Here is a 26,822-nt window from a genome sequence, read left to right as displayed (position 1 = left end):
AAAAATGAAAAAATATATTGTTTACTTCGTTGTTATGCTATTGCCAGTTTTAGCAATTGCGCAAAACCAGGAAAATAAATCAGACCTGGAATATGAATCAATAATTCCCACCAAAAAGCAGTCTTTATTGAAAGACGTTGATGTTATCTTTAATACTCGCCTGGCCTTTGATAATAGATTTGAGGATGGAGAATACACAGGTTCAAATTTTTCTGCCAATCAATTTCGGTTGGAGGTTAAAGGTAAAATACATGAAAAGGTAAGTTTTAGATTTCGGGATAGATATACCAGAGAACATAGAGTAGGTGATCTGGATAATATGAGTAGATCAACAGATCTCGCTTACCTGGTTTTCGCACTTTCACCTCAAACCAAACTTACCGTAGGTAAGCAATCTGCCGACTGGGGTGGAATGGAGCTGGATTTTAATCCCATAGACATTTTAGAATATAATGACCTAATTGAATATGCAGATAATTACTTAATAGGTGCAGGTCTTTCTCACACTTTGAAAGATGGAAAAAACACCTTTGGTTTGCAAGCTTTAAATACCAGAACCAAATCTTTTGATGTTCAATATGAGGGGTACGATACTTCCGGATTAACACCCTCAAAATTGCCTTTGGCAGTGGTCACCTCCTGGAGAGGAAAATTATTTAATGGGAAAGTAGAAACTGCTTATAGTTACAGTTTCTTTAATGAAGCTGAAGACAAGGGAATGAACTATTTTGTACTTGGTAACAAATTCAAGTCAAATAACTTCACGCTTATGTACGACTTTCAGTACAGTATGGAAGCCTTAGATAATAAAGGAATTGCTTCGGAAATAATAGCTACAGGTTTTCAGGCTCCGGCAGAAGATGTAAAGTATATTGAACACTGGTTGAGAGCAGAATACCAAATTCAGCCTAAGATAAACTTACTCTTAACTGTTATGACAAATAACACCTATGCTAAGATTGATGGCGATTCTGAGAGATTAGTGACTACTTTTGGATTAATTCCTACCGTACAATATTTTCCTTTCGATGATTTAAATTTAAAATTATATGTGGGATATGTGGCTAGAAAATATGACTATTCTGGTTTTTCAGAGAATAAATTTTCGTCCATTGATAAAGATACAGGTAGGTTAAGTGTTGGTATTATTGCGCCTTTGTTGGTGCTGTAATAAAAGTTGAAGTTGATTGTTGAAAGAGGCTGTCTTACCAGATCAAGGTGAGGCAGCTTTTTTTTTGGTTCAAGTTTACAGAAGTTGGTTTTTATTCAGACTTTGGGCGGGCACAATCCTTTTCCTAATCATTAAATATTTTTAGAGATTTTAAATGAGAGGAAGTTTTTGAACCCTTCCTTTAAAGCAAGAAGATTTATGAAATAATAAAAAAGAAGTTTAGATATTTTTTCTAACCTCTTTCATGTAGAAGCCTTTGTGTAATTATAGAATAGAATTTTCTCTTCTCTTTCCTCTACTTTCGCTCATCCAAAACCTACTTACACTCAATACTCAACTGGGAATTAGAGAACCAGGCTTACCTTACATCTTAAATACAGATTAGCCTTTTAATCAATCTCAAAATAATTATACTATGATTTCAAATTTATCACATTTTGTAGGGGAGCGCAGCGATTCTGAAATCTTGTATGATACTCCCTTTGGATATATGTTTGAGTATTTGTGCGGTTGCGAACATCATCTTTTAGCAAAGGGGCCGGATACAATCCATTATCTTCAGGAACTCGGAAAAATAATGGCGGACAATGGAACACCTCAAGATCGTCAACCCGAACATGATTCCACGATTCCTTCAATATACACTTATCTCGGGCAGTTTATCGATCATGATATTACAGCAAGGACAGACAGAGAGACGAATTTCAGCTCTATTGAAGATGTTAAGACAGTCTATCCAAAAAAACCGGAAGATGTCATGAATAATATTCGAAATGGTCGCAGGCCTCAACTCGATCTTGATAGTCTTTTCGGAGAAGGTCCCAGCTTTAATTCTTTATATACTGCAGAGGCTGATGACCTGTATCATAATACGAGCCTTAAACTTTTTATTAACGATAGTGAGCAAGATTATGTTGATCTTAGAAGATATAAAGTTGAAGATAATACAGGAGAGAATAAGAAAGTGTCGTACCGGGCTAGAATAGCCGATGCCAGAAATGATGAAAATCTAATTGTGAGTCAGCTTCATGCAGCATTTATTAGGACTTTCAACAAAATAAGTGATGTTTTGGAGCCTGGGAATTCTAATCAGGAGACTTATTGCCAGGCGAGGCAGCTCACCCGTTGGGCGTATCAATACATTGTGATCAATGATTATTTGAAACAGGTGTGTTTGCCCAGTGTTGTATCAAATGTATTGTACAATGGTCCCTTCTTCTTTAATACCAGCAGGCCTTTTATGCCTCTTGAATTCTCAGTTGCGGGATTCCGTTTTGGCCATGCGATGATTCGACCTTTCTACACCCTAAATGATCAAACGAACAAAAATATCATGGAATTGCTCGGTCCTTCCATGGGAAAATTAATTAAAGAACCCGAAGGTGAATTGAAGCCGGAAAACGTGATCAAATGGTCCAACTTTACAGGTATAAATGGCAGCACACCAAAAAATGTAGCTAGAAAAATCAGCCCTTTCATTGCAAAAGGCTTATTTGATCTTAGCCCCGTAGACACACCTCCACCGCCATCTATTCTAGCAAGCTTAAGTCAAAGAAACCTTCTTAGAGGATATTTACTAAGCATTCCCAGCGGACAGGCTATTGCACAGGCAATGAGAATTGAACCTATGAAACATAAAGAACTGGTAGAAGGTTTGAACCCAGATCAGCAATGTGTGCTATATGATTCAGGTTTTACGGCAAGAACACCACTGTGGTACTATATTCTACAGGAGGGAAAAGTCCAGGCTGAAGGAAATTCTTTGGGTCATGTAGGAAGTATGTTAGTGGCTGAAACATTGATAGGGCTTGTAAAAGGCGATTTCAACAGTTATCTAAATAATATGGATCATGACGCTGTAAGTGCTGACGGGATTAAATTACCAGGTTCTAATAAGCCCATAAAGAACATAACAGACTTGTTGGAATATGCGGAAGTGCCGGTATGAAGATGACAAGTGACGATAATTTATAACTTATTCCAACACAAGATTTAGAAAAAGAAAAAGCATTGATAGAGAGAGGAGAGCATTTCATTCTCTCTGTATTTCATCTAGAGTAAATTCAGAATGGACTAAAGAACCATAGCGACTCCGTGTGGTTTCTTATTTACAGGAATAAACGCTAGAGGAACAGCGAAGCTCATCTTCCGGGGTCACTTATAGGAGAAAGTCTGCAGCGAAAGCTGCGGACTTTTTTAATTTTCAGGTGGTGTCTTATGGAAAGGTTCAGCCAATCCGGGATTGAATAAAAAAAGGGTTCTCCAAAGCTTTGAAAAGAAACATTAAAATCACCTCCAATGGATAGAGGTTTGGATTTTCAATTTCCTGGCTGGAAAGTCCCAGAACAGGTTATGTATAGCGTTTGGAGTAAAATCATCTACTACATAACCATTAATCTTTCCTGTCGCAAAGTCAAAACCTACCCTATAGTAATCTTCTGAGTAGTTGATTTTAAAATTGTGCTTTCAGAATAATTAATATAATATTTTTATAAATACTTGATTTATAATAGAATGATATGATTTTCGCTGTCTTTTATCATAAGAAAATGTTATCTGTAACTTCTTCTGTTAAGGTCATTGTTTTTTTGGCATAATTAAATAAGGGGGGCCTGTAATATAAAAGTGTGGAAATATTCCCCTTTTTGAGGTGAAAAATTTTGATAGAAGTAAGAATTTTCCTCCCAACAATATTCCGTTTTGGTCTTAACACAAGTTTAACCTTTTAGGAAATGTTTGGGAGGATGGTCAATTTGAATTGACAATACCTAAAAGTGGGTAGTGTAGTTCATCGATTTAATTTTCAGACTGTTGAGAGAGACAGCTCTTTTTGTACATTAGCTTTAGTGTTAGAGATGTAAAGCCCGTGAGGTTCTCCCTTCCTTCTCTAATTTGAAGTTCTTTTATTTGAATTTCTACAATCCCCCCTTAACGTTTTATAATCTATTAATGGTAATTCCATGTCATTACCCTGGACAGAAATGCTTGAATGTGAATTTTTTAACATATAAAAATTAACCTTTATTAATTAACCTTTAATTTATTTATTATGAAAAAAGTTATGTTAAGCGCAGCAGCGCTAATGATTGGGGCAGTAACATTTGCTCAGGTTTCGCCAACCACCCCAACTGCCAGCCAGGTTGTGAACCCTAATTTGGCACAATCTCCTAATGCAAATACTGTGGAAACCGACCAATGGGGAACTGACCAACGTCTACAAGTAAATCAGGTTGGTGAAAGAAACTCAGCCAGAGTTACCCAGTACAATGATCTCGGGAACGACAACAATGAAGCTTCTATCAGCCAGGCAGGACCTAATGGGTTTTATGGCTTGGGCCAGAGTTTTGCCGACGATAATGTCGCAGAAGCAATTCAACAAGGAGGGCAAAATGAAACAAGTTTAATTCAAAGTGGGCTGCGTAATAATGCCTTGAGTGAACAAGGCACAGGTTACGGTCATTCTGATGGAAACAGAGTTAATATTACCCAGGGAGCAGGAGATTACGCCCAAGAATTTGCTGTTCCTTCAACCAGCTTGAGCGAAGACAACTTTGCCTATGCCCTGCAAAACGGCGATGACAACAGTGCTATGATTAGCCAGGATCATGACAATAATGATGCTGCCACCGATCAGGATGGGGATGACAACGCTGTACAAATTACTCAAACCTCTACTAGGTTGTTTGCGGCAGATGGTCATTTGGCTGATGTAGAGCAAGATGGAGATAGTAATGAGGCTAAAGTAGTACAAGATGGAAATGGTGGAAGTAATGAAGCCTATACTACTCAGGAAGGAGCATATAACGATGCTTACCAAACTCAAACTGCAGAAGGGGCTGGCAGTGCTGTCAACGTGGCAACTATTGAACAACTGAATTCTTATAATGCAGATGCATATCAATCCCAAGATGGTGAAGGCAATAATGCTACTATTTCACAAGAAGGAGGTGAATGGTATTTTGATTATGATTCTAACTATGCTGAACAATGGCAGGATGGAGATAACAATACAGCTTCCATCACACAAGATTTTGATAGTAATAATGGTCCTTGGCCTCCTGCAGAGTCAGACAACTATGCAAAACAATTTCAATTCGGTGATGGCAACGAAGCCATTATAGATCAGGATGGAGAAGGGAATAAAGCTTACCAGAAGCAATGGGGTGACGATAACTATATAACTTCAGAGCAGGATGGTCATAGTAACAAGTTGGCTGCCTACCAATGGAATGATGATAACTATGCCATCACTCAACAAACAGGAAGTGAGAACCATGGGTTAATCAACCAAACTGACGGTCAGTATGCTGATCTTTACCAAAACGGTAATGGTAACTCTGCAAATATATTCCAGGCTGGTCCAGGTGGAGGTTCTTTCCTTGGTTGTTCTTTTGGACCTCAATTGGATATTCCTAACCCTGATTATGTTGATCCTATCACTGTTAGTGATCCTTGTGCAACAGGAAACTGTAACTAATAATTGTGTTTTATAGGTAAACAGAAGGAATGTTTTTCCTTCTGTTTACTTTTTTCATAAAATTTTGATAAATTTATTATTATGAGAGTTCATGTTTTTATAAAAATGATTTTGTCCTGCTTTCTGCTGTCTATGAGCTCTGGAGTTTTAGCGCAGACTTACATTAATGAAGAAGAAGTCGATCAGAAGGTACTGGAGGCCAATTTGAATGGTTTGATAGGCGGGATATCTATAACCCAACCCAACTTCAATACTGTACAGGGAAATGCTGTGGCTTTGAAGCAAATTGGGGAGTATAATCAAGCTGAGATTCGAACTCAAACAACTTCAAGTGAAATTGCACTAACTCAGAATGGCAGGTATAATTACACTAAACTTGATTATATAGCTAATACAGCTATAGCTAAGCTTCTTCAGGAAGGGAATAACAATCAAATTAGGGACTATGTGAACGATGCAGGCACAAATATCTCACTTGAACTTGAGCAAAGGGGTGACGACAAGGTTTTTGAGAGAAATGGGGCTAACGATCTTACTCAATCCTTAAAGTTCATACAAACCGATGCCACGCCTTCACTAATAATTAGAAGTTATAATTAATATGAGAATTGGAAAAACAAATATTGTAAAGATGTTTATAGTGTCTGTGGCACTTCTTCTTTCTGGTAGTTGTTTTTCGCAGTTTTACAATAAAGAAATTGTAGCTAATATTAAAGTAGAAGACAGAGGTGAATTTTTAAATTTTAGCGCAACTGCTGAAAATGTGACTCCCGCCGGACGAAATTTAAGATACGATTTCACACTCTTCAAAAAAGATGGGTCTGGAAACGCCACGAAATCCAGCCAGGGAAGTCGCTTCTATTTAGAGCCAAATCAAAAAGTTATTCTTTCCTCAACACAAGTCAACAGGAGTGATGAAGGGGGAATTATTATTCTTCTTATGATTTACGATCAGGATGATAAACCAGTAGGGAAAGACAGGCTGGAATTTAAAATCACGGAAGAATCTATTCAGGAGATAAAGGAACAGGAGAGGCAGGTAATAGCGCTTCCACAGGATCAGGCAAAACCCCAGGATGGTATAATTGTTAACGGTCTCGTGATAGAAAACACTATTACAAAGGCAGGTCGCGACTTTTACCGTTATTTTTATTCAGAATACTATAATCGGGAAATTGTGAGTCCCCAGAATATTGAAATTGAAGAAGTGCCGGGAAGGGGTAGAATGACGCGTATTTCTGTGAATGTGGGAGATCAACTTGTGATGCGGTTCTTTGCCCAACCTAAAAAAGAATACCTCAAGCAAATGGCCAACGTAACACTGGCTCGTGTATTAGCTCAAATACAGAGACTGGAACAGCAGGCCAATAATTTTAAACACTATTAAATTTGATGAAAAAATTACTTTTACTCAGCTGTTTATTTTTTTTCGGCTTAAACGTTCAATGTCAACAACTCACTTATCAACCTACCAATCCTGCGTTTGGGGGTAATTATCTTAACTATAGTTGGATGTTGGCGTCTGCTACCGCGCAAAATCAATTAAAAGCTCCCGGAAATCAGGCTCAACAGGAATCTGAACTCGACAGGTTAGGAAAAGATATAAACCGACAGATCCTAACACAAATTTCACGATCCCTCTTACGGGAACAGTTAGACGGGTTTCAGTTTGATGAGGAAGGAACCTTTACTTATGGATCTTTAAGCATCGAAATATATGAAACCCTGGAGGGGTTGGTAATAAATATTTTAGACACCTCGACGGGGGAAGAATCACAAATAGTTATCCCAAATAATTAAGCTTTATGAACAAGACCTACCAGGTAGTGCTATTTTTTGCAATTAGCACTCTAAGCTCTTGCGGGGCATACTTCAATCAACCATTTAATAATGATCCGGCCCGACCGGGGGAGAAATCTACAAATTCCCATCTTTTAACCAGCTTGCCTCCGGCTAATGATCCTGTTGAAGTAGCTGTCTATAACTTTAGTGACCAAACGGGGCAATACAAAGCCGTAGAAAATGGCTCTACTTTTAGTACAGCCGTAACCCAGGGCGCGACTACTATTTTAATCAAAGCTCTGGAAGATTCCGGATGGTTTATTCCTATTGAGAGAGAGAATTTAAGCAACCTTTCTACCGAAAGAAATATTATAAGAAATACCAAGCAGGAATATATTAAAAACCTGAATCCTAATGAACCACCTTTACCAGCTTTACTTTATGCAGGTCTTATTCTTGAAGGAGGTATCATTTCCTATGATACAAACATTCTTACCGGTGGAATAGGAGCAAGATATTTTGGTCTGGGAGGTTCAGCTAAATACAGGCAGGATAGAATTACAGTTTACTTAAGAGCTGTTTCAACAAATACAGGAGAAATCCTCAAAACTGTATATGTTTCAAAGACCATACTTTCTCAAGGCCTGGATGGTAGTTTCTTTAGATTTGTGAAGTTCCAGAGATTGCTTGAAGCAGAAACAGGAATAACTCAGAACGAGCCAGTACAATTAGCAGTACAGGACGCAATAGAAAAAGCTGTAAGAGATCTTATTCTTGAAGGGGTTAAAGATCGCTTGTGGGCTGCCCAGGGAGGTAGGGAGGTAAACCAGCAACTGGTAGATAATTACGTGGCCGAAAAAAAGGCAGAGGAAGACATGGGCTTGTATGACAGGTTACTTATTGAAGATGTGCCAGAGAATAACTTAAGTTTTTCAGGTGGTTTATCTTTAATGGATGGCGACTATTCAAATAAAGAACCTGGTTATTTTGCACGGATTGGATATCAAAAAAGGCTTTTTCCGAACCTAAGTATAGGTGGAAATTTAAATTACATCAGCCTCGATAATGGCAGGCAATTTAAAGGAGAGTTTGCGGGAGTAGATATTAATGCGAGATTTAACTTTTTGCCAAAAGATGATTTTGCTCCTTTTGTATACGGAGGCCCCGGATTTCTTATGGAGCTGGGGAATCCGGATCTAGCCACTGATGAGGAGAACCTTGAATCCAACTTTTTTAAATTTCAATATGGGGGCGGATTGCGATACTTATTTAATTCCAGGTTGGGTGCACAAATTTTTGCTGAACATAATCTTATTACAAATGATAAGCTGGATAATTTTGTCCATGGAAAAAGAGATGATCACTACTTCAATTTTGGTTTAGGCCTAAATATTTACTTTTAATTGATTTGAACTTGTAGAACTTATGAAGACATTCTTAAAATATATTACAATTGCAGGTTTATTCTTCCTAATAGGTTGTTCTGAAGATACAGTCGGGGAATCTTTAACAGGTGGTATATCTGGGAAAGTAGTTGAACGTACTAGTAATGAACCTCTCGAAAATGTCAAAATTACGACCAGCCCTGCTTCAAGTACAGTCTTTACAGATGAAAATGGAGAATTTGTTATTGAAGATGTTCTTGTTGATCAATATTCTGTCAAGGCTGAAGTTGAAGATTACACTACTGCTTTTGAGGCAGTTACGGTAACCGAAGGTGCTACTTCAAATGTAGCTTTCGAATTATTGAAATCGGGTGCAAATAATAAACAACCATCCACGCCACAACTGCTTTCTCCCGAAGATAATGCTGAAGAAGTTGACATGACCGCAGAATTTGTGTGGAACTCCTCAGACCCTGAAGATGATGAATTGACTTACGAGCTGGAGTTGTGGAACAACGTGAATGATGAAGTGTTGACATATTCAAATATTAAAGATACTACCTATACCGTGGAAGGCCTTAATTCTGGCTACAGGTATTTTTGGCAGGTAAAAGTTTCTGATAGTATAAACGACCCTGTTCTGAGTTCTTTGTATTCCTTTAAAACCAGAAATGTACCTGAAAGCAGGGTCCTGTTTACACGCCTTATCAATGGTAATAATGTGATCTTTTCCCGGAATTCTGAAGGAGAGGAGTTTCGTTTAACTTCATCAGATCAAAACAGCTTTAGACCTCGTAAGAATAATTCCGTGAATAAAATTGCCTTTTTAAGGGTTGTTAACGGGCAGACCCATCTATTTACCATGAATCCCGATGGTTCTCAACAAAAACGTATCACTTCAAATATTCCGGTGAATGGTTTTAATCTAAATCTGATTGATTTCTCCTGGGCCGATGATGGAGCAGCACTGGTCTATCCGAATTTTGGAAAGCTCTACAAGATAAATTCTGTGGGTGGAGGTACCACTTTAATATATGAAACACAAAATGGCGATTTTATAACAGAAGTAGATGTAAGTGAAGATAATGGAACGATAGCCTTGATTACCAACAACAGTAATGGCTATGATGCAGATCTATTTACTATTAATTTCGAAGGGGAAATTCAGGAGATGATCTTGAATAATGTTGAAGGGGCTCTGGGAGGTTTGGATCTTTCTTTGCAGGGCAACAAGTTACTTTATACCTATGACAGTTCAGGTTATAGAAACGATTCCTACCGGAGACTCGATTCAGACTTGTTTATATATGATTTTTCAACCAGGCAATTTCAAAATCTTTCAGTAGAAAAACCCGATGGAACTAATGACCTTGATCCAAGATTTTCTCCTAATGAAGCTGAAGTGATTTTTGTAAATACCTCAAACGATGATTTATCACCCAAAGATATATACACCATGCCGGTAAATACTGGTAGTAGTACAGGGGATGATGACGATAGGGAGGTGCTTATAGAAAACGCCGCTATGCCCGATTGGGAATAATAGAAACTAGAAAATAATAAAGACAGGAATGCCGGGAACACAGAGTTTCCGGCATTCCTGTCTTTATTAGTACTTTTCCTGGTCTTTGAGTAATTTTTTCAAATTCTTATTGTGTCCGTAGAGCACCATGATATCGTGTTTGTGCAAAACAGTTTTTGCCGAAGCTACTCCCTGTACATTCGAGACATCCCGGTTTGTTCCTAGCTCGTTCTTCTCTCGGGTGATCTTGATTGTGGTTAGAACAATAATATCATATTTTCTCTTAAGGCCTATTTCCTCGAGAGTTCTTCCATCAAATTCGGCAGGGATCTCAGTTTCTATAATACTGTAGTCGCGGTTGACTTCAAATGAATCTAACACCCCATGTAGATTGAGTTTTTTTGCCCACCTTTCAGCGGTTTCTTCTTCGGGGTGTATGATTTCATCTACGCCCATAGCTTCGAGCACCATTTCCTGAAGCGGGGATACTGCCCTGCTTATTAATCTTTTCACATGTAATTGCTTCATCAAGGCAGTAGCCATGATATTTGAACCTTTGTCTTCCCCAATTCCTACAATTACAATATCAGTATCACTAAGGGGTAGACTCGAGACTGCAGTAATATCTGTGGAGTCCAGATTAACAGCATGAGTGATCTTGTCTTTAATAGCTTCAACCTTGCTCATGTTCATGTCTACTCCAATTACCTCATTGCCCATTTTGGTAAGCTTTTCGGCAAGGGAAGCTCCAAAATTTCCCAATCCAACTATTATATATTTCATAAGTTTAGTTCATTAGTATATCCTCCTGCGGATACTTATAATTTAGATATTTCACCCTTCTTAAAAGGGCAATTAAGATGGATAACATACTCACCCGCCCAATAAACATGGTAGCAATTATTACCATTTTTGAGGCCTCACTCAACTGCGACGTTATTCCAATGCTTAAACCCACAGTACTGTACGCCGAGAAACACTCAAAGGCAATGCTTAACAGCGTTTTTTCCTGATCAAAGGATGCAATTAAAAAAATGGCTGTTCCTATGACCAAAAGGGAAAGGGAAATAATAGCAAAAGCCCGTCTTATAGATATGTCAGATATCTGTCTTCTAAACACTTCTACTCTGTCCTTGCCACGTGCCAGGCTCATAAAGTTGAGCGTAGCAAGAGCAAAAGTGCTTGTTTTAATTCCACCTCCTGTAGAACTTGGAGATGCCCCTATCCACATGAGAATAAGAATGATCATGAGTGTAGAGAAGTTGAGAGCAGTCATGTCCACCGAATTAAATCCGGCTGTTCTTGGAGTAGCGGCTCCAAAAAAGGAAACTACCAGTTTGCCAAATCCCGAATGTTCCTCGAGGGTGTTATCATATTCAAAAAAGTAAAATAAAACAGTTCCTGCCACCAGCAATATTGAAGTAGTGACAAGAACGATGCGGGTATTAATATTAATTACCCAGGGAACGTAAACAGAGTTAGCCGGGTGCTGAATTTTAACGTACTGGTTCTTGAAATAATAGGTAAAGTATTTATACAAATTAAAAAGAATAGGAAATCCTATTCCCCCTAAAATGAACAGTGTAACAATTACTAGCTGGAGCGAGTAATTGAATTTAAATTCAGGTTCATACAAGCTGTTCTCCAGTGTTGAAAATCCGGCGTTACAAAAAGCTGAAATACTGTGAAATATGGAAAAGAAAACCTGATCTACAAATCCCTTTACAGTGTTTGGGTCTAAATTTATAAAAACCAGTAGTGCCCCAATAGCTTCAATAGCCAGGGTGAGCAGAACAATTTTTTTCAGGACACTAAAAACCTCCCCGATCTTTTCCGAATTAGTCATATCCTTCAGCATGATCTGGTGCTCATAGGAGCTTTTTCCGCGGAAAAAATAGGAGAAGTAACTTGCAAAGGTCATAATGCCCAGGCCCCCGAACTGGATTAGGATAAGAATAATGGTTTGTCCCAGGCTCGTAAAATAGGTGCCGGTGTCAACTACAATCAAACCGGTCACACAAACTGCACTTGTAGCTGTGAAAAGAGCGTCTACAGCCGAAATTCCTTCATAGGTAGCTTTGGGCAGCATTAAGAGTAAAGTCCCCAGGAATATCATACCCAGGAAACTTGCCATGAACAGCTGCGCCGGGTTGAGTAACTTTCGGTTAAAATTGATATTGATAGCCGAAAACTCTCTAATAAAATAAATGAACAGGGCAAGATATAACCAGCCCATGTTATTGAAGAACTCCAGGAAGGGAAGAAGCTTTAGGGAGAGATCGAACTTTACAAAGATCAGGAAAATGTTTAGCAAAAAGATTGCTCCATCAAAAAACCGAACCTTTAGAGGAAATTTCTTTCGTGAAATTCCATACCTCACCAGAATTGTTGTACTTCCAATGAGCAGGGCTACCAGATAAAAATCGGTAAGATAAAGCTCTGTTTCAGATCTATGGGTAAAACCCAGGTCAAACACAATTAAGCAGACAGTGAAGAGACTTAATGCGAAGGAGAACTTCTTTAAAACTCCGAGTCGTCTTTCAATATTGTCCCGTTTTTGAAGGTTTGAAAAATTCAAATCTAACGTGTTAGGTTTTTCCGGTTTTGATGGATTAATTCCTCAATGCCACCAGTAGTATCGCCTTTAAAATCGAGATTAACCATGGTCACCTGTGGTCTATGAAGAATGTTGATCTTACTATTTGGATATGCCGGGGTTCTGTTGTCCATAAAAGACAACAAAGGTAAATTGGATATTATAAGGAGAGTGTAAAGATTAAGAGATAGGTATAAAGATTTTATAAAGATTATAAAAACCTGTAGCCTACGCCACTTTCTGTGATAAAATGCTTGGGGAGATTGGGGTTCTTTTCAAGTTTTTTTCGCAATTGTGCTATAAACACCCTCAAATACTGCGTTTCGGTTTGAGCTCCAGGCCCCCAAATACTTTTTAACAGGTACTGGTGAGTAAGGACCCGGCCCTGGTTTTTTGCCAGCAGTATTAAAAGATTGTATTCGGTAGAAGTAAGCTTTACCATCTCCCGGTCTTTATAAACATTTCGTGTAATTAAATCAATTTCCAAATCGTCGGCACAAATTTTCTGTTGCAGTTCAACATTTTGGTTAAGTCGCAAAGAAGACCTTATTCTCGCTAAGAGTTCACCCGTTCTAAAAGGTTTGGTAAGATAGTCTGTCGCACCATTATCCAGGGCTTTAACAATATCTTCTTCAGAATCAAGCACAGAAAGAATGATCACAGGTTTTTCGTACCAATTTCTTAGATCCTGTAAAATTTCATGTCCGCTCCTGTCGGGAAGGCCAAGGTCCAAGATTATAAGTCCTGGCGAATGATTGGCAGCCAGATGCAAACCTTCCATACCATCTGCTGCCTGTATGACTTTGTAATCGTTACTTTCAAGAATAATTTTAAGCAGCTTTCGTATTTGCGGCTCATCATCAATAATCAGGATTTCGCTTTTATTCATCATGCATCGTTGTTAATCTCGAAGTTTCAGCAGGTATTGTAATGGTGAATTTTGCACCGCCCGAAGGTAAATTTTCCAATTTTATTGTTCCGTTATGCGCCTTGGTAAAACCTTTTGCAATAGAGAGCCCTAATCCTGTTCCTCCCGTTGCGGTCTTTGGAAGCCTGTAAAACTTCTCGAACACCTGCTCCAGTTTATCTTCGGGGAATCCGGGGCCATTATCACAAATTTTAATGATCAAATGTCCACCTTCAAAAGTAACTGAAATATTTATTACAGAGCCGGCAGGGGTGTACTCCAGTGCATTGTGAACAATATTGTGTACCACCTGTTCAATTAGTGGGCCGTCAATCCTGAATAAAGGAATTTCTTCGGAAGCTAACAGGTTAATTTCATGAGTGTCTTTACGGTTATTGAGCATTACAGTGTGAATTATGTCCTGAATGTCGTACCAGTCCAGCTGAAGCCTGAAAATGTCCGATTCCAGGCGGCTCATGCTTAGAAGGTTGTTTACCTGCCTGTGAAGCCTGTTACCGGCTACGTCAATTTCGCTGTACAATTCGGTTTTACTGTCTTCCGAAATTTCTCCGGAATTCATTTTCAGAGTATCTACAGTGCCAATAATTGTTGCGATGGGAGTCTTCAATTCATGCGATAAAGAATTTAGCATGGTGCTGTAAAGCTGTAGCGTCTTTTCTTTTTCTTTTCGCTGTCTTGCCACAGCTTCAACCTTTCTCATTCTGGATGTAAATACGCCATTCATCACCGCAATAACAAAATACATAAGAAAGAGCAGGGCATCTTCGGGAGTGGTAATGCTGAAGGTAGAACGGGGCTGAATAAACAGGAAATTCCAGATCAATGCACTCACAACAGCTACGATCACAATGGGAAAGGTCTCCAGAAACATTGCGAGAACCGAAACCGCCAATAGTAAAATAAGAGCTACGACATGATAACCAATGATGTTGACAAATAAAAAACAGATAAGGGAAACAAGGAAAATGCACCCCAGGCCAATAATGTACTGCAGGGTTCTATTACTTTCTATTTTCTTCACAAGCTCCACGGGCACAATTTTATCCAAAGATAAAGATGCCTTTTGAGTTAAGTTGGTAATTTCAAATTTATGTGATGTGGGAGGCGGCTTTTGAAATAATCAAAGCCGTGTATTGAACAGGTTGATATTACTGAAGCAGCTATATAAAAAGAGGCTGGCTAAAATGTGCATTTTAGACAGCCTCTATTATGATTGAAAAAACCGGAAGTGAAGCGAAGATCCCAGTCAAAAACATTTGCTAAAAATGCCATTTTTGACATATTTTTCAGCATAAAGCTTCTGGATTTTAGCAGGTTCTTCTTTTACACCCCCTTCCAGAACTCTTGATCTCTATCTCTCAGACAGATCCAGTTGAGTGTCAGGCATCTCGTTGCCTTTCTCTTTCAGAAATGTCTCAAACCAACGCATCAATCTTAGGTTGAAGTCATACCTCGCGGTAGCTTTTCGGTTTCCATGACCTTCACCGGGGTAAAGTACAAGCCTTACGGGAGTCTCGGTCCTGGTCTTGATGTGGCGGTACAACTCATAAGACTGCCCCGGGTCTACACGTGTATCTTCTTTTCCGTGCAATATCAAAAGAGGGGTGTCGGCCTGGTCTGCATAAAAGATAGGGCTACGTTCTAAAAAGAACTCGTAGTCATCCCAAATCCTTTTTCGGCTGTGTACCAAAAACATCTCTTCCGGAATATCACTGGTACCCCACTTTGAAATATTGTTACTTATTCCTACCGACATTACGCCTGCAGCAAACCTATCGGTATGACGGGTAGACATCCAGGCCGTAGCATATCCACCATAAGATCCGCCGGTGACGCCAACTCTGTCTCCATCTACATGTTTATTTTCAATGAGGTAATCTATTCCATCAATAATATCATCAAATTCTTTTCCGCCTGGGTCTCCCTGGCTGGAAATAGCAAAATCTACTCCGCGGCCGGTACTTCCTCTGTAATTAGGATAAAATACTGCATAGCCCTCACCGGCACCTACCTGCCCCGGCATGCTGTAATTGGTAAGCCAGCCATTGTCATAATGAGCTTCGGGCCCACCGTGAACCACTGTGATCAAAGGATTTTTTTCAGAATTATTTACAGGATGAATAAGAATTCCCTGTATTTCCAAACCATCAGAGGCGCGGTAAGTAACAACCTCCTGCGCTCCAAAAGTTTCATCTTTTAACCACGGATTTGAATCAGTAAGTTTTTTGGCATCAGAATTCCTTTTTTTCAGAAGAAAGAGTTCTCCGGGGTGTTGAGCTGTATTTCCAACAAAAGCTATCTCATTTTTCTCATTCTGTGAAAAGGTGGTGATATTTACGTTGTTGTCACTGTAAACCTTCTTCATTTTACCGTCTAGTTTTAGTGTGCCAATGCTGCTGTAAACACCTTCACTGGCAAGAAAACCAAGGGTTTTATTGTCTATCCAGTGTAAGTCGTGAAACATGCCTTCAAAATCCTGTTGCAGGATCTGCGGAGTGCCGCCTGTAGCGTCAACAACAAAAATGCGCCCGTCAATTGGATCGTTCTCGTCCTTTCCGGCAATAAATGCGATTTTTTCTGAATTCGGGCTCCATTTGAGTCCGCCCAATTTGGCCTTATGGGTAACCTCAGAAGAGACTTTTAGCGTTTGCGGATTTACAATATAGATCTTTTGGCTTGTATAAAAATCATCTACCAGCGAAGACGGAGCGGCACTAACGGCCAGCTGCTTTCCGTCGGGGCTCCATTGTGCTCCGGTTACATTTCCTTCTACTTCCAGTTTATTTGGGCTGCTCCCGGTTAAATCGGCTACAAAAGCAGAAGAATTAGTGAGATTGGTTTCATATATCTCGGGTTGATAAGGTAGTTTAGAGGCTTTATCATCTCCCGAAACCCGGGAGGTAAATACCAGTTTTTGCCCCTGTGGGTGCCAGTCGTATGATGAAATAGAAGATTCAAATTCAAAGATCTTTTGTGGTGTTCCACCTCCAACCGGGATCTCGTAAAGGGAGGTGGCAGAATCCCCTTTTTGACGGGTCAAAAAAGTAATGCTGTTCTGTCCCGGCCTGTACCTCAAATTTGAGGTGCTGTATTCTGTCACTAAAGGCGTAGAAGTTTCCGATTTTACGTCATAAACGTATAGATGTGTGCTGGCTGCCGCGTTCTTTTGAAGAGGATCTTCGGGAACAACTTTCTGGTAGATTATTCTATCGCCGTTTGGAGACATCATTGCATTTGTGACGTATTCCAGTTTGGCTACATCCTCTGGGGTAAGCACATTTTGCTGGGCAATCATGCCATGGGTGATGAGAAATAAGAGTATCGTAAGTGTTCTTTTCATGAGAATAAATGATTAAAATTTAAGTCAATTTCTTAAGTTCATAATATACTTCAAAATAGAGATTGAAGCAAATGTTTCCTTCGGAAACAGACAGGGTTTATGAGGATGTCAAAAATGGCATTTTGGATCTGGATTTTCCTGAACCAGATCAGGGTATTTCTGAAGTAAGTATTTTATCTCTTAGCTCCTCGCACTTTCTGAAGTTCTCCCAACAAAACGCCTTTTCCAGAGGAAGTATCTCAAGATGATGTAAACCGGTGCGGCAATGAACCCTAAAGCAATTCCGAAGATAAAAAACAGCAAAGTGAGAAATTTGATCCAGAGTTTGGTGAAAAAAGATTTGCCTTTTGGAATATACCTCCTGTATGGAGAGAATAAATAGACATTTGCGAGTACTGCGCTTACCACAAAACCGATAATGGGAATAAACCCCAGGAGAAAGGAAAGCCCCGTGAGTTTATAGAACCTTTTATCTTGATAATTTATATATTCTGCCGGAGTTGGAGAATCAAACAGGGTGGAGCCGCAACTCCCGCATTCCTGAAAAAGTTTGATACTGTTCAATTTGTTGCCACAATCCGGGCATTTGCGATGGGAGGCAAGGTGGAGCCGATGTTTTTCAAGGTTGGAGACCAGGTCTTCTTTTCGCTGACCAAAAATACCAATTTTGTGCACCTTAGGCTGCGGAGTTTTGCAGTTGTAGCATTTTACGGCAAAAGGCAGGTTCATTTCCCCGCAATTAGGACAGGCTTGTTTTTGTTTTTCCAGTTTGCGTTCGGTTCTTTTCTTTACAAAAATAAACAGCGCTATGGCTGACACATAAATTGCGACCATGACCAGGCCGAGCCAGATAAGCAGTAAAAATCCGAAGAGGACCAGGCTGTCTTCCAGCCAGCTGCTTATGCGGCTTAGATAGAAATTGTCATCTTCATCAATATCTTCCAAAAATGTGATAAAATCGCGCCTTAATCCGGACAGCCAGTAAACTGAAAGACTTCCGAAAAGTAAAAGGATCCACAGGGGGTCAAAAGCTGCCCACTGCACTTCATCAAGTACTTTTACAGAAGATTCGTCCAGTAAATTGAGGTTAATGATAAAAAAGATGAGGGGTTTAAGGTAAGTTTCAGCATCTTTTATAAAATTTCTTATCTCGGTGCTTTTATCTCCTACGATCTCAAGCAGACTTAATCCTCCCAAAGTAAATAGAACCCAATCTTTGGTGATATAAGCATCTTGTGCAGGCGCTACGATATCGCCCATGCCGGGAAAGTATTCGGGATATCTTAGAAAAAGCGCAGCAAGGAATGCCGGGAGGAAAGTCCTCATGGAGAACAACGGGATCATTCCCAGAATGCTGACAATTTGAACAAAGGTCATAAAGACAGGTTTAGAAGAGAAAAGATAAAGAAAATTTTGTGCAGGAGGAGGGAAGGAGAAAAACGGAAGGTAATTTAATAGGAAAAGCTGTTTCCTTGACGGTCTGAATGTGCATTAAGAGCTCTCATAACTAAGGTGTCAAAAATGCCATTTTTGAAAGGTATTTTTCCGGTTATCTTTTCGTATTCGGAAAAATTACTTTCTCCGGATGCCGTTTTAACTCCTTCATGATATGTGTGAACAGCAGGGATTTAGTGGGGCCCGAATGCTTTGGCTGCACCAGGAACCTCACGGTCACTTCAATCCAGGTATTGGTATGGGCATTGAAGATTACTGAAGGTCTCTCTTTGATTTCCAGTTCCTGGATCATAGAATCTGCAAGGATTTTTTTCAGCCTCTTAACCCGTCTCATCATTGCTTTTCCTATTTCATCTTCGGCGATATTGGTCACTACGCGCGATATAAAATCGAAATCACTATCGTAGGAAACATAAAATTTAACCTCATTCCATATAAACGGGAATAGTGGCCAGGAGTAATTGACCACGTATTCGCTAAAAATTTTGGAATTAGCATATTTAATTATCCTTCCGCTGGGGTGATCGCCAGAGAGATAATCACCTCTAAATTCCCACAGCGTTGTGTCAAAATAACCCACATTCATCACATCACCATACACATTGCCGATTTTTATCCTGTCACCAACTTCATAAGGTTTCCGAAGAAGAAGGTAAACCCAGCCAAACAGGCTTGTTAACGGATTTTGTAAAGCCAAACCCAGAATCAATGATACAACTCCAAAAGAGACTAAGGTAGCGTACCAATTGGAAAAGACCAGCGAGATGACCACCAGGGTGATAAGTGCAAAGCTTATAAAATTGATAAGGCTTTTAAAATTGTAGGCGCTCGCCCTGTCATCTACTTTTCTGTTTACAATTTTTCTTAGAAGACTATTCAGAAATAATACAGCAGTGACCAGAATGGTACCTAAGATCAATTTTTTCACCAAAGGAAAATACTTTTCAGAAATTGGCAGGTAACCTGCTTCAAGCAGGAAGTTAAGGAGGCCTGCTACAACGACTATCAGGATGGTGTACCCAATTAGGAGGAAGATTTCCTTCCGCTGACCGGGAGTTTTTTTTGTTGGCTTATCAGTTTCAGAAAGGGCTTTTTGCACCTTCTCATCTTCAAGAATTTCTTCTATCTCTTTTTCTTCGGTTTCTTTGTCTACCTTCATTTCCGGATCTTTTTACTGCGGAATCAAAAAGGTACAGATAGATCAAAATGTCCCCTGAAAAAATATGACCGCTATACTAATGTAAGCATAGCTGTTAAAGTGAAGAAATGATCGTGAAAGTTTAGTATTTCTATAGGATTTCGTTTTTATAAAAGATCGAAGCAGAATAACTTAGGTATACTTAATCGCCGGAAATTAAAGTGAGAGCGATAATCCTGTGGCAATAAAGAATTCGTGGGCCAGGTTTCTTGCATAATCTTCCATTCTGTATTCCAAGGTAAGGCCAAGATCCAGGTTGTTGAAAGAGCTGTTTTCAATCCCGATGGAGAACCGCTGTTCTGCTTCAGGTTTTTCATGAACAGTAACCGCATAAATGGCTTCTGTAGCGGCTTCAAAAGAGAAAATATTATTTAGGGGGCGTGAAAATTCCAATTTATAACGCGCCCTGTGGCTAACTTTTTCCCTGAACCGCTGCTCCAGCCTAAACCGGTGAGATAAGGCTGAATTAAGAGGCTTTAGCTCCAGTTGTTCAATAATTCGGAATTCATTCCTTTCATCAGCATCAAAGAGTTCGTTAAAGCGGTACCTCAGGCCAAGGCTTAGAACAGTAGCTTCCTGAAGCTTGTAGTTATTGAAATAATTCAGTTCAACATGCTGGTGTGCATAGCCTGAAGTCTTTTCCCCATCGGCCCGCTCCTGCAGCAACCCGCGGTTTCCGAAGCCCGCTTCGATAGACCATCTCTCCTGTACAGGAATAGACACTTCAAATTCATTTTCATATAACCAGGATTGAGGATCTTGCGCATACATCAGGTTTAATCCTGAAAAAAAGAAAAGAACAAGAGCGATTAATCTGCTTCCACTTACTGTTTTCATGGCTTAGGCGTGAGATTTACTTGTAGAATTTCTTTTTCTTTTGTCCCAGTAAACATATAAACCAAACAGGATTAAACTTATAATTGAACCATATAATAATCCCGATTTTAGAGCATCGGTACTTTTACCAATAATGGCAATAAAAAGGGTGAGGGGTGCAATCCCTACCATAGTGGCCCCAATAAATTTCCAATACCCCATTTTGAGAATACCTGCTACAAAGCTAATGGCATCATTGGAAAGAAAAGGATTGAGACGCGTTACGATCACGGCCCAAAACCCGTAATCATCAATAAAGTCGCTTATCTTTTTTTCATTTTTTTGCCCAATGAGTTTTTCCACGATCACAGGACCAAAGTACCTTCCAATAAAATAACCTACCGACGAGGCCGAAAATACCGAAACAAGTATAATCGCGCTTCCCCAAATGGGGCCGTATGCTAAGACGGAAACAACCATTAGCGCAATAGTGGGAATCACCAGGAGAAACATTTGGGCGATCATCGTTAATACCAAAACAACCGGGCCAAACCAGCCAAAATTCCCCACCCAGGCCTTTATCCTCTCGTTATCGTCGCTGGCAAGTACATTCCAGGCTTCAGAAAGCCAGGACTGCACGCCAGGAATAAAAAAATAAGCAAGAACAACAGATATTACGATAGCAGCCGAAATGTAAAGCGGTAATTTACTCTGCTTTACCGATGAAGTTTCAATTGATTGGTTTTCCATAGTGTTTGGGAGGCTTATTTCATTAAAGAGTCTGGTCGTCCTGTTTTACAGGAAGGTTACCATTAGTCTATTATTTGTTTTTGTGGTTAAGGGAAATTTGAAGAATATTGGCAGGAGCATCTTCCGCTTCATTTGAGATATAAAGATCTCCGTCGGGACTAAAGGTCAGCCCTTCAGGATTGCCGAAATCCCGTGGCTGGAACATGAACAGTTTTTTTGGAGTACCGTTTTTTTCGGTGATTAGAAGCTTGGGCCTGGTGCCGTCAAGAATATAATATTCGCCCGTTTTGGGGTGTAGCCCAATCTCTCCTGGTGAGAATTTTTCCTTCAGCTTTGTCTTTACCGTCTTAAAAACAGGATCTGAAAGCCGGAGCATAAACAACGGATCTTTACCTGAATCTTTTTTGTGCAGGTCGAATACGAAAACCCCTTTTTGTTCCTCAAAGTCTTTACCTTCTTTTACGGCCAGTAGAAGGCGATTATTTTCGGGATCGGCACACAAACCTTCCAGGTTAATTTTGCTGAAATTATTGGCTTCGGTCACATGCTTCTGCACCTGCGGATTTTTTCCTGTAAAACCTTTAACTTCAAAAAGCACCCCGTCACTTCGCAGTACATAAGCGTCGTCTTTGATCACGGCTATACCCTCATAATCTCCACCATTGCCAAATGAGGTTTGCCCTTCTATTTCTGAAGTTTTAAGATTATAAATGAAGATAATACCATCTTCATCCTGTACACAGGCTACACGGTTATTTCCAATCCATGCTATGCCTGAAATTTCATTGAGAACTTCGGGCAGATCCCACTTCTGAAGTATTTTGTAATTTTCTTCACTGTATTCTCCCGAAGGTTTTTCTTTAAAAGAGAAATAACCAACGCCCGCAACGGCCAGTACCAGTATTCCAAAAATGATCTTTTTCATGACTTTTTTTATTTCCAGTAATTCAGGTTAGTATCTATTTTACCCGCAGCGGTGAGCACTATCTCATCATCTATAAAAAACCTGCTCACTTCTACCTGGTAGTGAATTTCTTCACCAATTCTTACCCGTTCGGGATCTTCTATTTTCTTTTGTCCATAGGTTTTTCTCAGAGTTTCTTGTACCTCAGCGGGAAGGTCATTCCATTCAATTTCTCTTTTCTCTTTAACAATATTGCCCGAGGGGCTAATCACCGCTGAACCATCCTCTTCATCTATTTCAAACTCTACCTCATAATTTTCATCCAGCTGGATGAATTTTGCATCTGTAGCATCAGGGTATTGGGTCCAGAATGCATTGCGAACTACCGACGGCACTTTCGCGTACGGATAGTCGTCGTTGTCGCATGACAGCAAAAAAATGCTCAACAGTAGTAAGAAGAGACTTCTTAGATTCACTTTTATTCTTTTCAACTAAATTGAGGAAGGAAACTGGAAAGAATTGGGAACTTTAAAAGAATATGGTAAAAATGTGGTTTTGAGAGGTGTAGTTATAGGTGAGGTCCATGTTCATTTTTTCAACTATAGCTTTTGAAATTGCCAGGCCGAGTCCGGTAGAATCTTCTTTTTCACCTCCTTTAAACCTGCTGAAGATCTTGCTCTTTTCGAGAGGAGAGCTCCCCGGATTTTTAAATTCTATTCCTTTTGCAGAGATCTTTACTTCAACTGCAGTTCCGGAAGGGGTGTGAAAAATGGCATTTTTGAGGAGGTTTGAAACCAGGATCCCGGCCAGGTCTTTATTTCCGGTGTGTTCAATATGAGCTTCTTCAGTCAAGGATATTTTTACTTGCTGGTGTTCAGCAAAATCATCAAATTCTGTTATAATTTGTTTTACCAGGTCATTCCAGGCGATGTTCTCTTTGGCTTCAAACTGTCTGTTTTCAATCCGCGAAAGTAATAACAACGACCTGTTGAGGCGGGTAAGCCTTTCCAGGCTGTGTAGCACAGTTCCCAGTTCTTCCATTTGTGCAGGAGGCAAGTTGGCATTTTCGGCCATTAATTCGAGCTTATTGATGCTTATAGCCAATGGCGTTTGCAACTCATGCGAGGCATTTTCGATAAACTCCTTCTGACTCTTGTAACTTTCTACAGTTTTTTTCAGAAGTCGATCTACTCTTTCATTGAGTAACTTGAATTCTTCAATTTTAGTGGTTTCAAATTTGATCTTGCTGTCTTTTTCTATGCTGAATTTTTCAAGTTGGTGGAGCAACTTGTAAAATGGCTTCCAGGCTTTCTTCTGAAGTACGTTATTGAGTACAAGAATGGTGAGGATCAAGCCCAGATAGAGCCAGATCAAAGAAAAGAACAGCTCTTTCCGAAGGTCATCTTCTTCGACCATCGAAGTGACCACCTTGATTTTGTAATATTGCCCGTTCTGCTGAAAAACACTTTCTAAAAGCCGTACAGGTTCATATTCGTCTTCATTTTCCATGAACATGAGCGTGTCGCGGTATGCATCAGTAAAACTGCGGCTGTGTTGAGGTGTGGTGGGGGTGATGATATAATTTCCATCTTCAAAAGCATTTTTTGAAAGTATGGAAGGGTCTTCTTTAGCCTGCCTTATTATCAGCATTTTTTGATTGTCGAGCCCGTCATCCATGCTGTCGTAGATCTCGTCAAGTATTTCAAAATAAAAAATGAGGGCCCACAGCCCCAGCAAAAAGATGAGGATCACGGCAAAGTATGTGGTGGTGTAGTTGAGCAGTTTCATGGAACCAGGAGCTTATAGCCTATTCCGTAGACTGCTTTGATCTCAATTTCGGCATTTTTGTCACATAGCTTCTTCCGCAGATTTTTGATTTGGGAATAGATAAAGTCAAAATTATCGGTCTGGTCAATATAATCGCCCCAAACGTGCTCGGCCAGAGCCGATTTGCTTACCAGGCGGTTTTGGTTGGTGCAAAGATAGAACAGCACATCAAACTCTTTTCTGTTTAATTCCAGGCTTTCTCCATCAACGCTCACCTGGTGGTTATTGATGTTTATGGTAACGTTGGCAATTTCAAGCAGGTTGTTACCTTCCATTTTTCGCCGTCGCAGCACAGCTTTGACCCTGGCATTGAGCTCGGCCATGTGAAAAGGTTTGGGCAGGTAATCATCGGCCCCCAGTTCGAGACCATGCACTTTATCATCTATAGAATCTTTAGCCGAAACAATAATGACCGAATCACTATAACCTTTTTCTTTGAGGGTTTTGAGGATTTCAAAGCCGTTACCATCGGGCAGACCAATGTCAAGGAGAATACAATCGTAATCGTAAACTCCTATTTTAGACATAGCTTCCTTATAAGTAGCTACAGGCTCAACGAGAAAATTTTCTTTCTCAAGAGTGGCCTGCATATTCTGCCTCATATCTTTTTCGTCTTCTATAATCAGGATCTTCATAGTTTCAAAAGTAGCCATGAAATTGGGAAAGATTTAGGATTACGAAAATTAGTCTTTCCTAATTTCTTCCAGTTTTAGGTACTTGTTTTGTGTCAAATTAAAAAAACAAGTTATGAAAAAAGTAGTTGTATCAGCGTTTTGCGCGCTATTCTCAATTGGAATGTATGCCCAGTCAAATACAGGAAACCTTCCCAGTACTGCACAAGACTATGTCAATCAGCATTTTTCCTCAGTTTCTGTGGTGAAAGTTGATGAGAACAGTAACTGGCAAATATGGGAAGATGACAAGTATGAAGTAGTGCTTTCTAATGGCCTAAAACTGGATTTTGATGAAAACGGAAATATTGTTGAAATCGACAGTGCAAATCGAGAGGCTATTCCTGCTTCTGCGTTGCCTGCTAAGATTGCAACTTATCTAAGTGCTAATCATGCAAATGCCCAGGTAGTAGGTTGGGAAAAAGATGACAATGAGCAGGAAATCGAACTTTCTGACGGTACAGAATTAGAATTTGATGCCGAAGGAAACTTTAGAAAGTTAGATTAATAAGCAGTTTAGAAAAGCTTACCAGGGCTGCCCATTTCGGGCAGCCTTTTTTTGTTCCCGTTGTTTCTGAAGCAACCGGTATGTTTGGCAAAAGTGCCGTGCAGAACTATAATAATCCGTTTTGGAGGAGCTTTCTTTCCAAAAATAGAAGTTCAGACTTACTTATTCTTCCATGAATCTTTTCCTAAAGAGATCATCTAGATCATTAATATATTTTACCTTGTATTACAATAAAAAGGAATAAAATTTAGGTTGTGTGATAGTTTTGGAAGCACAGTAAATTACTTCCTTTCATAGAACAAGAATGATGAAAAGCATAGTATATGGAAAGGCCCCACAAGGGGAACAGGTAGACCAGTTTACCCTTCGAAATGAACAGGGTATGGAAGTGAAGATCACTACTTATGGAGGTCGTATTACTTCTTTAAAAATACCCGATAAAAATGACAATTTCGAAGATGTGGTTTTGGGCTTTGATTCTCTGGAGCAATATCTTGAAGAAAATCCCTTTTTTGGAGCCCTTATTGGACGTTATGGTAATCGTATTGCACAAGGAAAATTCTCCCTTGATGGCCAGGAATACACGCTCGCTCAAAATAACGGGGAAAATCATTTACACGGCGGGGACAAAGGATTTGATAAGGTGGTGTGGAAGATAAACGAGTCTTCAGAACCAAATAGCCTGGTGCTGTCCTACATTAGTGAACACATGGAAGAGGGCTGCCCCGGTCGGCTGGAGACCGAAGTGACCTATACCCTTACTGAAGATAATTCTTTAGATGTGGAATATAAGGCCACTACCGACAGGAAAACTATAGTGAACCTTACCCAGCATGCCTATTTCAATTTGTCTGGTGACTTTGCCAACAGCATATTGGATCATCAAGTTCAAATAAATGCAGATGATTTTGTTCCGATAGATGAAAATCTCATTCCTACCGGGGAAATATCAACTGTAACAGGAAACCCTTTCGATTTTAAAGAACCTAAAGCAATTGGTAAAGAAATTAATGCAGCGCATGAGCAATTAAGGCGGGGCAACGGCTACGATCATACTTGGGTGATCAACAACCCAGAGAGCGGACTGCGTTTCGCTGCTTCGGCACTTCACCCTGAGTCAGGTAGGAAACTGGAAGTCTATACGACAGAACCGGGAATGCAGCTCTACACCGGCAACTTCCTGGACGGCACTTTGCCGCTTCAAAATGGTAAAGGATTTTATGAAAAAAGAAGTGGTCTCTGCTTTGAAACACAACATTACCCTGATACGCCAAACCAGGAGAATTTCCCTTCAGTAGTTCTGGAACCGGGAAAGACCTATTCCAGTAAAACAAGTTATAGATTTTTGATAGAAAAGTGAGGTGTGTTTTAGGTTTTAAAAGAGTATTTCCATAACATCAAGAAACCATTAAGAAAGACTATAAATAAATGTTCATCACTACTTACGTCCTATCCCTCAAGGTCAAATTGACGCAATGGAAGGGGATACAGG

At 39.8% G+C, this 26,822-nt stretch carries 24 protein-coding genes; 10 read left to right on the top strand and 14 right to left on the bottom strand.

Annotated features, from left to right (window positions below; all coding sequences use genetic code 11):
- Positions 1–4: 4 nt before the first annotated feature.
- From V5739_RS03945 to V5739_RS03910, 8 genes are all read left to right on the top strand, one after another.
- Positions 5–1,171, top strand: a complete 1,167-nt coding sequence (locus V5739_RS03945; RefSeq protein ID WP_423819740.1) for a porin — start codon at positions 5–7, stop codon at positions 1,169–1,171.
- A 415-nt stretch (positions 1,172–1,586) separates the two neighbouring features.
- Positions 1,587–3,119: a peroxidase family protein gene (locus V5739_RS03940; protein ID WP_423819739.1), complete on the top strand. Its 1,533-nt coding sequence runs from the start codon at positions 1,587–1,589 to the stop codon at positions 3,117–3,119.
- Positions 3,120–4,220: 1,101 nt separating this feature from the next.
- The gene (locus V5739_RS03935; RefSeq protein ID WP_423819738.1) at positions 4,221–5,648 is read left to right on the top strand and encodes a hypothetical protein; all 1,428 of its coding nucleotides are present in this window, start codon (positions 4,221–4,223) and stop codon (positions 5,646–5,648) included.
- An 81-nt stretch (positions 5,649–5,729) separates the two neighbouring features.
- Positions 5,730–6,248 carry a hypothetical protein gene (locus V5739_RS03930; RefSeq protein WP_423819737.1) on the top strand — a complete coding sequence of 173 codons (519 nt, stop codon included), beginning with the start codon at positions 5,730–5,732 and terminating at the stop codon, positions 6,246–6,248.
- Positions 6,249–6,279: 31 nt separating this feature from the next.
- Positions 6,280–7,035 carry a CsgE family curli-type amyloid fiber assembly protein gene (locus tag V5739_RS03925; protein ID WP_423819736.1) on the top strand — a complete coding sequence of 252 codons (756 nt, stop codon included), beginning with the start codon at positions 6,280–6,282 and terminating at the stop codon, positions 7,033–7,035.
- 5 nt (positions 7,036–7,040) lie between these two features.
- Positions 7,041–7,448, top strand: coding sequence for a curli assembly protein CsgF (locus tag V5739_RS03920; RefSeq protein WP_345599232.1), 408 nt, complete (start codon positions 7,041–7,043; stop codon positions 7,446–7,448).
- Between the two features lie 5 nt (positions 7,449–7,453).
- Complete coding sequence (locus V5739_RS03915; RefSeq protein WP_266069233.1) at positions 7,454–8,833, top strand: CsgG/HfaB family protein; 1,380 nt, start codon at positions 7,454–7,456, stop codon at positions 8,831–8,833.
- Between the two features lie 22 nt (positions 8,834–8,855).
- Positions 8,856–10,358, top strand: a complete 1,503-nt coding sequence (locus V5739_RS03910; RefSeq protein ID WP_423819735.1) for a carboxypeptidase regulatory-like domain-containing protein — start codon at positions 8,856–8,858, stop codon at positions 10,356–10,358.
- Between the two features lie 66 nt (positions 10,359–10,424).
- Here V5739_RS03910 and V5739_RS03905 read toward each other — a convergent pair whose 3' ends face one another.
- The 14 genes from V5739_RS03905 to V5739_RS03840 all read right to left on the bottom strand — a co-directional run bounded on the left by V5739_RS03905 (position 10,425) and on the right by V5739_RS03840 (position 24,786).
- Positions 10,425–11,120: a potassium channel family protein gene (locus V5739_RS03905; protein WP_423819734.1), complete on the bottom strand. Its 696-nt coding sequence runs from the start codon at positions 11,118–11,120 to the stop codon at positions 10,425–10,427.
- A 4-nt stretch (positions 11,121–11,124) separates the two neighbouring features.
- Positions 11,125–12,915, bottom strand: a complete 1,791-nt coding sequence (locus V5739_RS03900; protein ID WP_423819733.1) for a TrkH family potassium uptake protein — start codon at positions 12,913–12,915, stop codon at positions 11,125–11,127.
- Between the two features lie 2 nt (positions 12,916–12,917).
- On the bottom strand, positions 12,918–13,067 hold the full coding sequence (locus V5739_RS03895) for a hypothetical protein (protein WP_423819732.1): 150 nt from the start codon (positions 13,065–13,067) through the stop codon (positions 12,918–12,920).
- Positions 13,068–13,144: 77 nt separating this feature from the next.
- The gene (locus tag V5739_RS03890; RefSeq protein ID WP_423819731.1) at positions 13,145–13,825 is read right to left on the bottom strand and encodes a response regulator; all 681 of its coding nucleotides are present in this window, start codon (positions 13,823–13,825) and stop codon (positions 13,145–13,147) included.
- A complete protein-coding gene (locus V5739_RS03885; RefSeq protein ID WP_423819730.1) occupies positions 13,815–14,909 on the bottom strand; it encodes a sensor histidine kinase in 1,095 nt (364 codons plus the stop codon). The genes V5739_RS03890 and V5739_RS03885 overlap by 11 nt, the downstream gene beginning before the upstream one ends.
- A 303-nt stretch (positions 14,910–15,212) precedes the next feature.
- Entirely contained in the window at positions 15,213–17,201 is a 1,989-nt protein-coding gene (locus V5739_RS03880) for a S9 family peptidase (RefSeq protein ID WP_423819729.1), read from the bottom strand.
- A 180-nt stretch (positions 17,202–17,381) separates the two neighbouring features.
- Positions 17,382–18,578, bottom strand: coding sequence for a hypothetical protein (locus V5739_RS03875; RefSeq protein ID WP_423819728.1), 1,197 nt, complete (start codon positions 18,576–18,578; stop codon positions 17,382–17,384).
- Between the two features lie 172 nt (positions 18,579–18,750).
- Positions 18,751–19,815 (bottom strand): mechanosensitive ion channel family protein, encoded by a 1,065-nt coding sequence (locus V5739_RS03870; RefSeq protein WP_423819727.1) that lies wholly within the window; start codon positions 19,813–19,815, stop codon positions 18,751–18,753.
- A 195-nt stretch (positions 19,816–20,010) separates the two neighbouring features.
- On the bottom strand, positions 20,011–20,691 hold the full coding sequence (locus V5739_RS03865) for a DUF2490 domain-containing protein (RefSeq protein ID WP_423819726.1): 681 nt from the start codon (positions 20,689–20,691) through the stop codon (positions 20,011–20,013).
- 3 nt (positions 20,692–20,694) lie between these two features.
- Entirely contained in the window at positions 20,695–21,420 is a 726-nt protein-coding gene (locus V5739_RS03860; protein WP_423819725.1) for a TVP38/TMEM64 family protein, read from the bottom strand.
- A 70-nt stretch (positions 21,421–21,490) separates the two neighbouring features.
- Positions 21,491–22,345, bottom strand: coding sequence for a hypothetical protein (locus V5739_RS03855; protein WP_423819724.1), 855 nt, complete (start codon positions 22,343–22,345; stop codon positions 21,491–21,493).
- A gap of 8 nt (positions 22,346–22,353) precedes the next feature.
- Positions 22,354–22,800 (bottom strand): PepSY-like domain-containing protein, encoded by a 447-nt coding sequence (locus V5739_RS03850; RefSeq protein ID WP_423819723.1) that lies wholly within the window; start codon positions 22,798–22,800, stop codon positions 22,354–22,356.
- Between the two features lie 52 nt (positions 22,801–22,852).
- Positions 22,853–24,112, bottom strand: coding sequence for a sensor histidine kinase (locus tag V5739_RS03845; RefSeq protein WP_423819722.1), 1,260 nt, complete (start codon positions 24,110–24,112; stop codon positions 22,853–22,855).
- A complete protein-coding gene (locus V5739_RS03840; protein WP_423819721.1) occupies positions 24,109–24,786 on the bottom strand; it encodes a response regulator transcription factor in 678 nt (225 codons plus the stop codon). Before V5739_RS03840 ends, V5739_RS03845 begins: the two co-directional genes overlap by 4 nt.
- A gap of 112 nt (positions 24,787–24,898) precedes the next feature.
- Here V5739_RS03840 and V5739_RS03835 point away from each other — a divergent pair, with 112 nt between their 5' ends.
- Together V5739_RS03835 and V5739_RS03830 are read left to right on the top strand one after the other, a co-directional pair.
- A complete protein-coding gene (locus tag V5739_RS03835; protein WP_423819720.1) occupies positions 24,899–25,330 on the top strand; it encodes a PepSY-like domain-containing protein in 432 nt (143 codons plus the stop codon).
- 304 nt (positions 25,331–25,634) lie between these two features.
- Positions 25,635–26,690 (top strand): aldose epimerase family protein, encoded by a 1,056-nt coding sequence (locus tag V5739_RS03830; RefSeq protein ID WP_423819719.1) that lies wholly within the window; start codon positions 25,635–25,637, stop codon positions 26,688–26,690.
- Positions 26,691–26,822: the final 132 nt, after the last annotated feature.

It is taken from the genome of Salinimicrobium sp. TIG7-5_MAKvit (assembly GCF_049569215.1).
Lineage (GTDB): Bacteria > Bacteroidota > Bacteroidia > Flavobacteriales > Flavobacteriaceae > Salinimicrobium > Salinimicrobium profundisediminis.
This window is presented reverse-complemented; position numbering and strand designations above follow the sequence as displayed.

Excerpts from the sequence above, each read along its gene's own strand:
- V5739_RS03835 (WP_423819720.1), top strand. The coding sequence starts at position 24,899 with ATGAAAAAAGTAGTTGTATCAGCGTTTTGCGCGCTATTCTCAATTGGA.
- V5739_RS03940 (WP_423819739.1), top strand. The coding sequence starts at position 1,587 with ATGATTTCAAATTTATCACATTTTGTAGGGGAGCGCAGCGATTCTGAA.
- V5739_RS03930 (WP_423819737.1), top strand. The coding sequence starts at position 5,730 with ATGAGAGTTCATGTTTTTATAAAAATGATTTTGTCCTGCTTTCTGCTG.
- V5739_RS03935 (WP_423819738.1), top strand. The coding sequence starts at position 4,221 with ATGAAAAAAGTTATGTTAAGCGCAGCAGCGCTAATGATTGGGGCAGTA.
- V5739_RS03890 (WP_423819731.1), bottom strand. The coding sequence starts at position 13,825 with ATGATGAATAAAAGCGAAATCCTGATTATTGATGATGAGCCGCAAATA.
- V5739_RS03860 (WP_423819725.1), bottom strand. The coding sequence starts at position 21,420 with ATGGAAAACCAATCAATTGAAACTTCATCGGTAAAGCAGAGTAAATTA.
- V5739_RS03865 (WP_423819726.1), bottom strand. The coding sequence starts at position 20,691 with ATGAAAACAGTAAGTGGAAGCAGATTAATCGCTCTTGTTCTTTTCTTT.
- V5739_RS03910 (WP_423819735.1), top strand. The coding sequence starts at position 8,856 with ATGAAGACATTCTTAAAATATATTACAATTGCAGGTTTATTCTTCCTA.
- V5739_RS03855 (WP_423819724.1), bottom strand. The coding sequence starts at position 22,345 with ATGAAAAAGATCATTTTTGGAATACTGGTACTGGCCGTTGCGGGCGTT.
- V5739_RS03945 (WP_423819740.1), top strand. The coding sequence starts at position 5 with ATGAAAAAATATATTGTTTACTTCGTTGTTATGCTATTGCCAGTTTTA.
- V5739_RS03840 (WP_423819721.1), bottom strand. The coding sequence starts at position 24,786 with ATGAAGATCCTGATTATAGAAGACGAAAAAGATATGAGGCAGAATATG.
- V5739_RS03925 (WP_423819736.1), top strand. The coding sequence starts at position 6,280 with ATGTTTATAGTGTCTGTGGCACTTCTTCTTTCTGGTAGTTGTTTTTCG.
- V5739_RS03880 (WP_423819729.1), bottom strand. The coding sequence starts at position 17,201 with ATGAAAAGAACACTTACGATACTCTTATTTCTCATCACCCATGGCATG.
- V5739_RS03920 (WP_345599232.1), top strand. The coding sequence starts at position 7,041 with ATGAAAAAATTACTTTTACTCAGCTGTTTATTTTTTTTCGGCTTAAAC.
- V5739_RS03895 (WP_423819732.1), bottom strand. The coding sequence starts at position 13,067 with ATGGACAACAGAACCCCGGCATATCCAAATAGTAAGATCAACATTCTT.
- V5739_RS03875 (WP_423819728.1), bottom strand. The coding sequence starts at position 18,578 with ATGACCTTTGTTCAAATTGTCAGCATTCTGGGAATGATCCCGTTGTTC.
- V5739_RS03915 (WP_266069233.1), top strand. The coding sequence starts at position 7,454 with ATGAACAAGACCTACCAGGTAGTGCTATTTTTTGCAATTAGCACTCTA.
- V5739_RS03830 (WP_423819719.1), top strand. The coding sequence starts at position 25,635 with ATGATGAAAAGCATAGTATATGGAAAGGCCCCACAAGGGGAACAGGTA.
- V5739_RS03905 (WP_423819734.1), bottom strand. The coding sequence starts at position 11,120 with ATGAAATATATAATAGTTGGATTGGGAAATTTTGGAGCTTCCCTTGCC.
- V5739_RS03870 (WP_423819727.1), bottom strand. The coding sequence starts at position 19,815 with ATGAAGGTAGACAAAGAAACCGAAGAAAAAGAGATAGAAGAAATTCTT.
- V5739_RS03845 (WP_423819722.1), bottom strand. The coding sequence starts at position 24,112 with ATGAAACTGCTCAACTACACCACCACATACTTTGCCGTGATCCTCATC.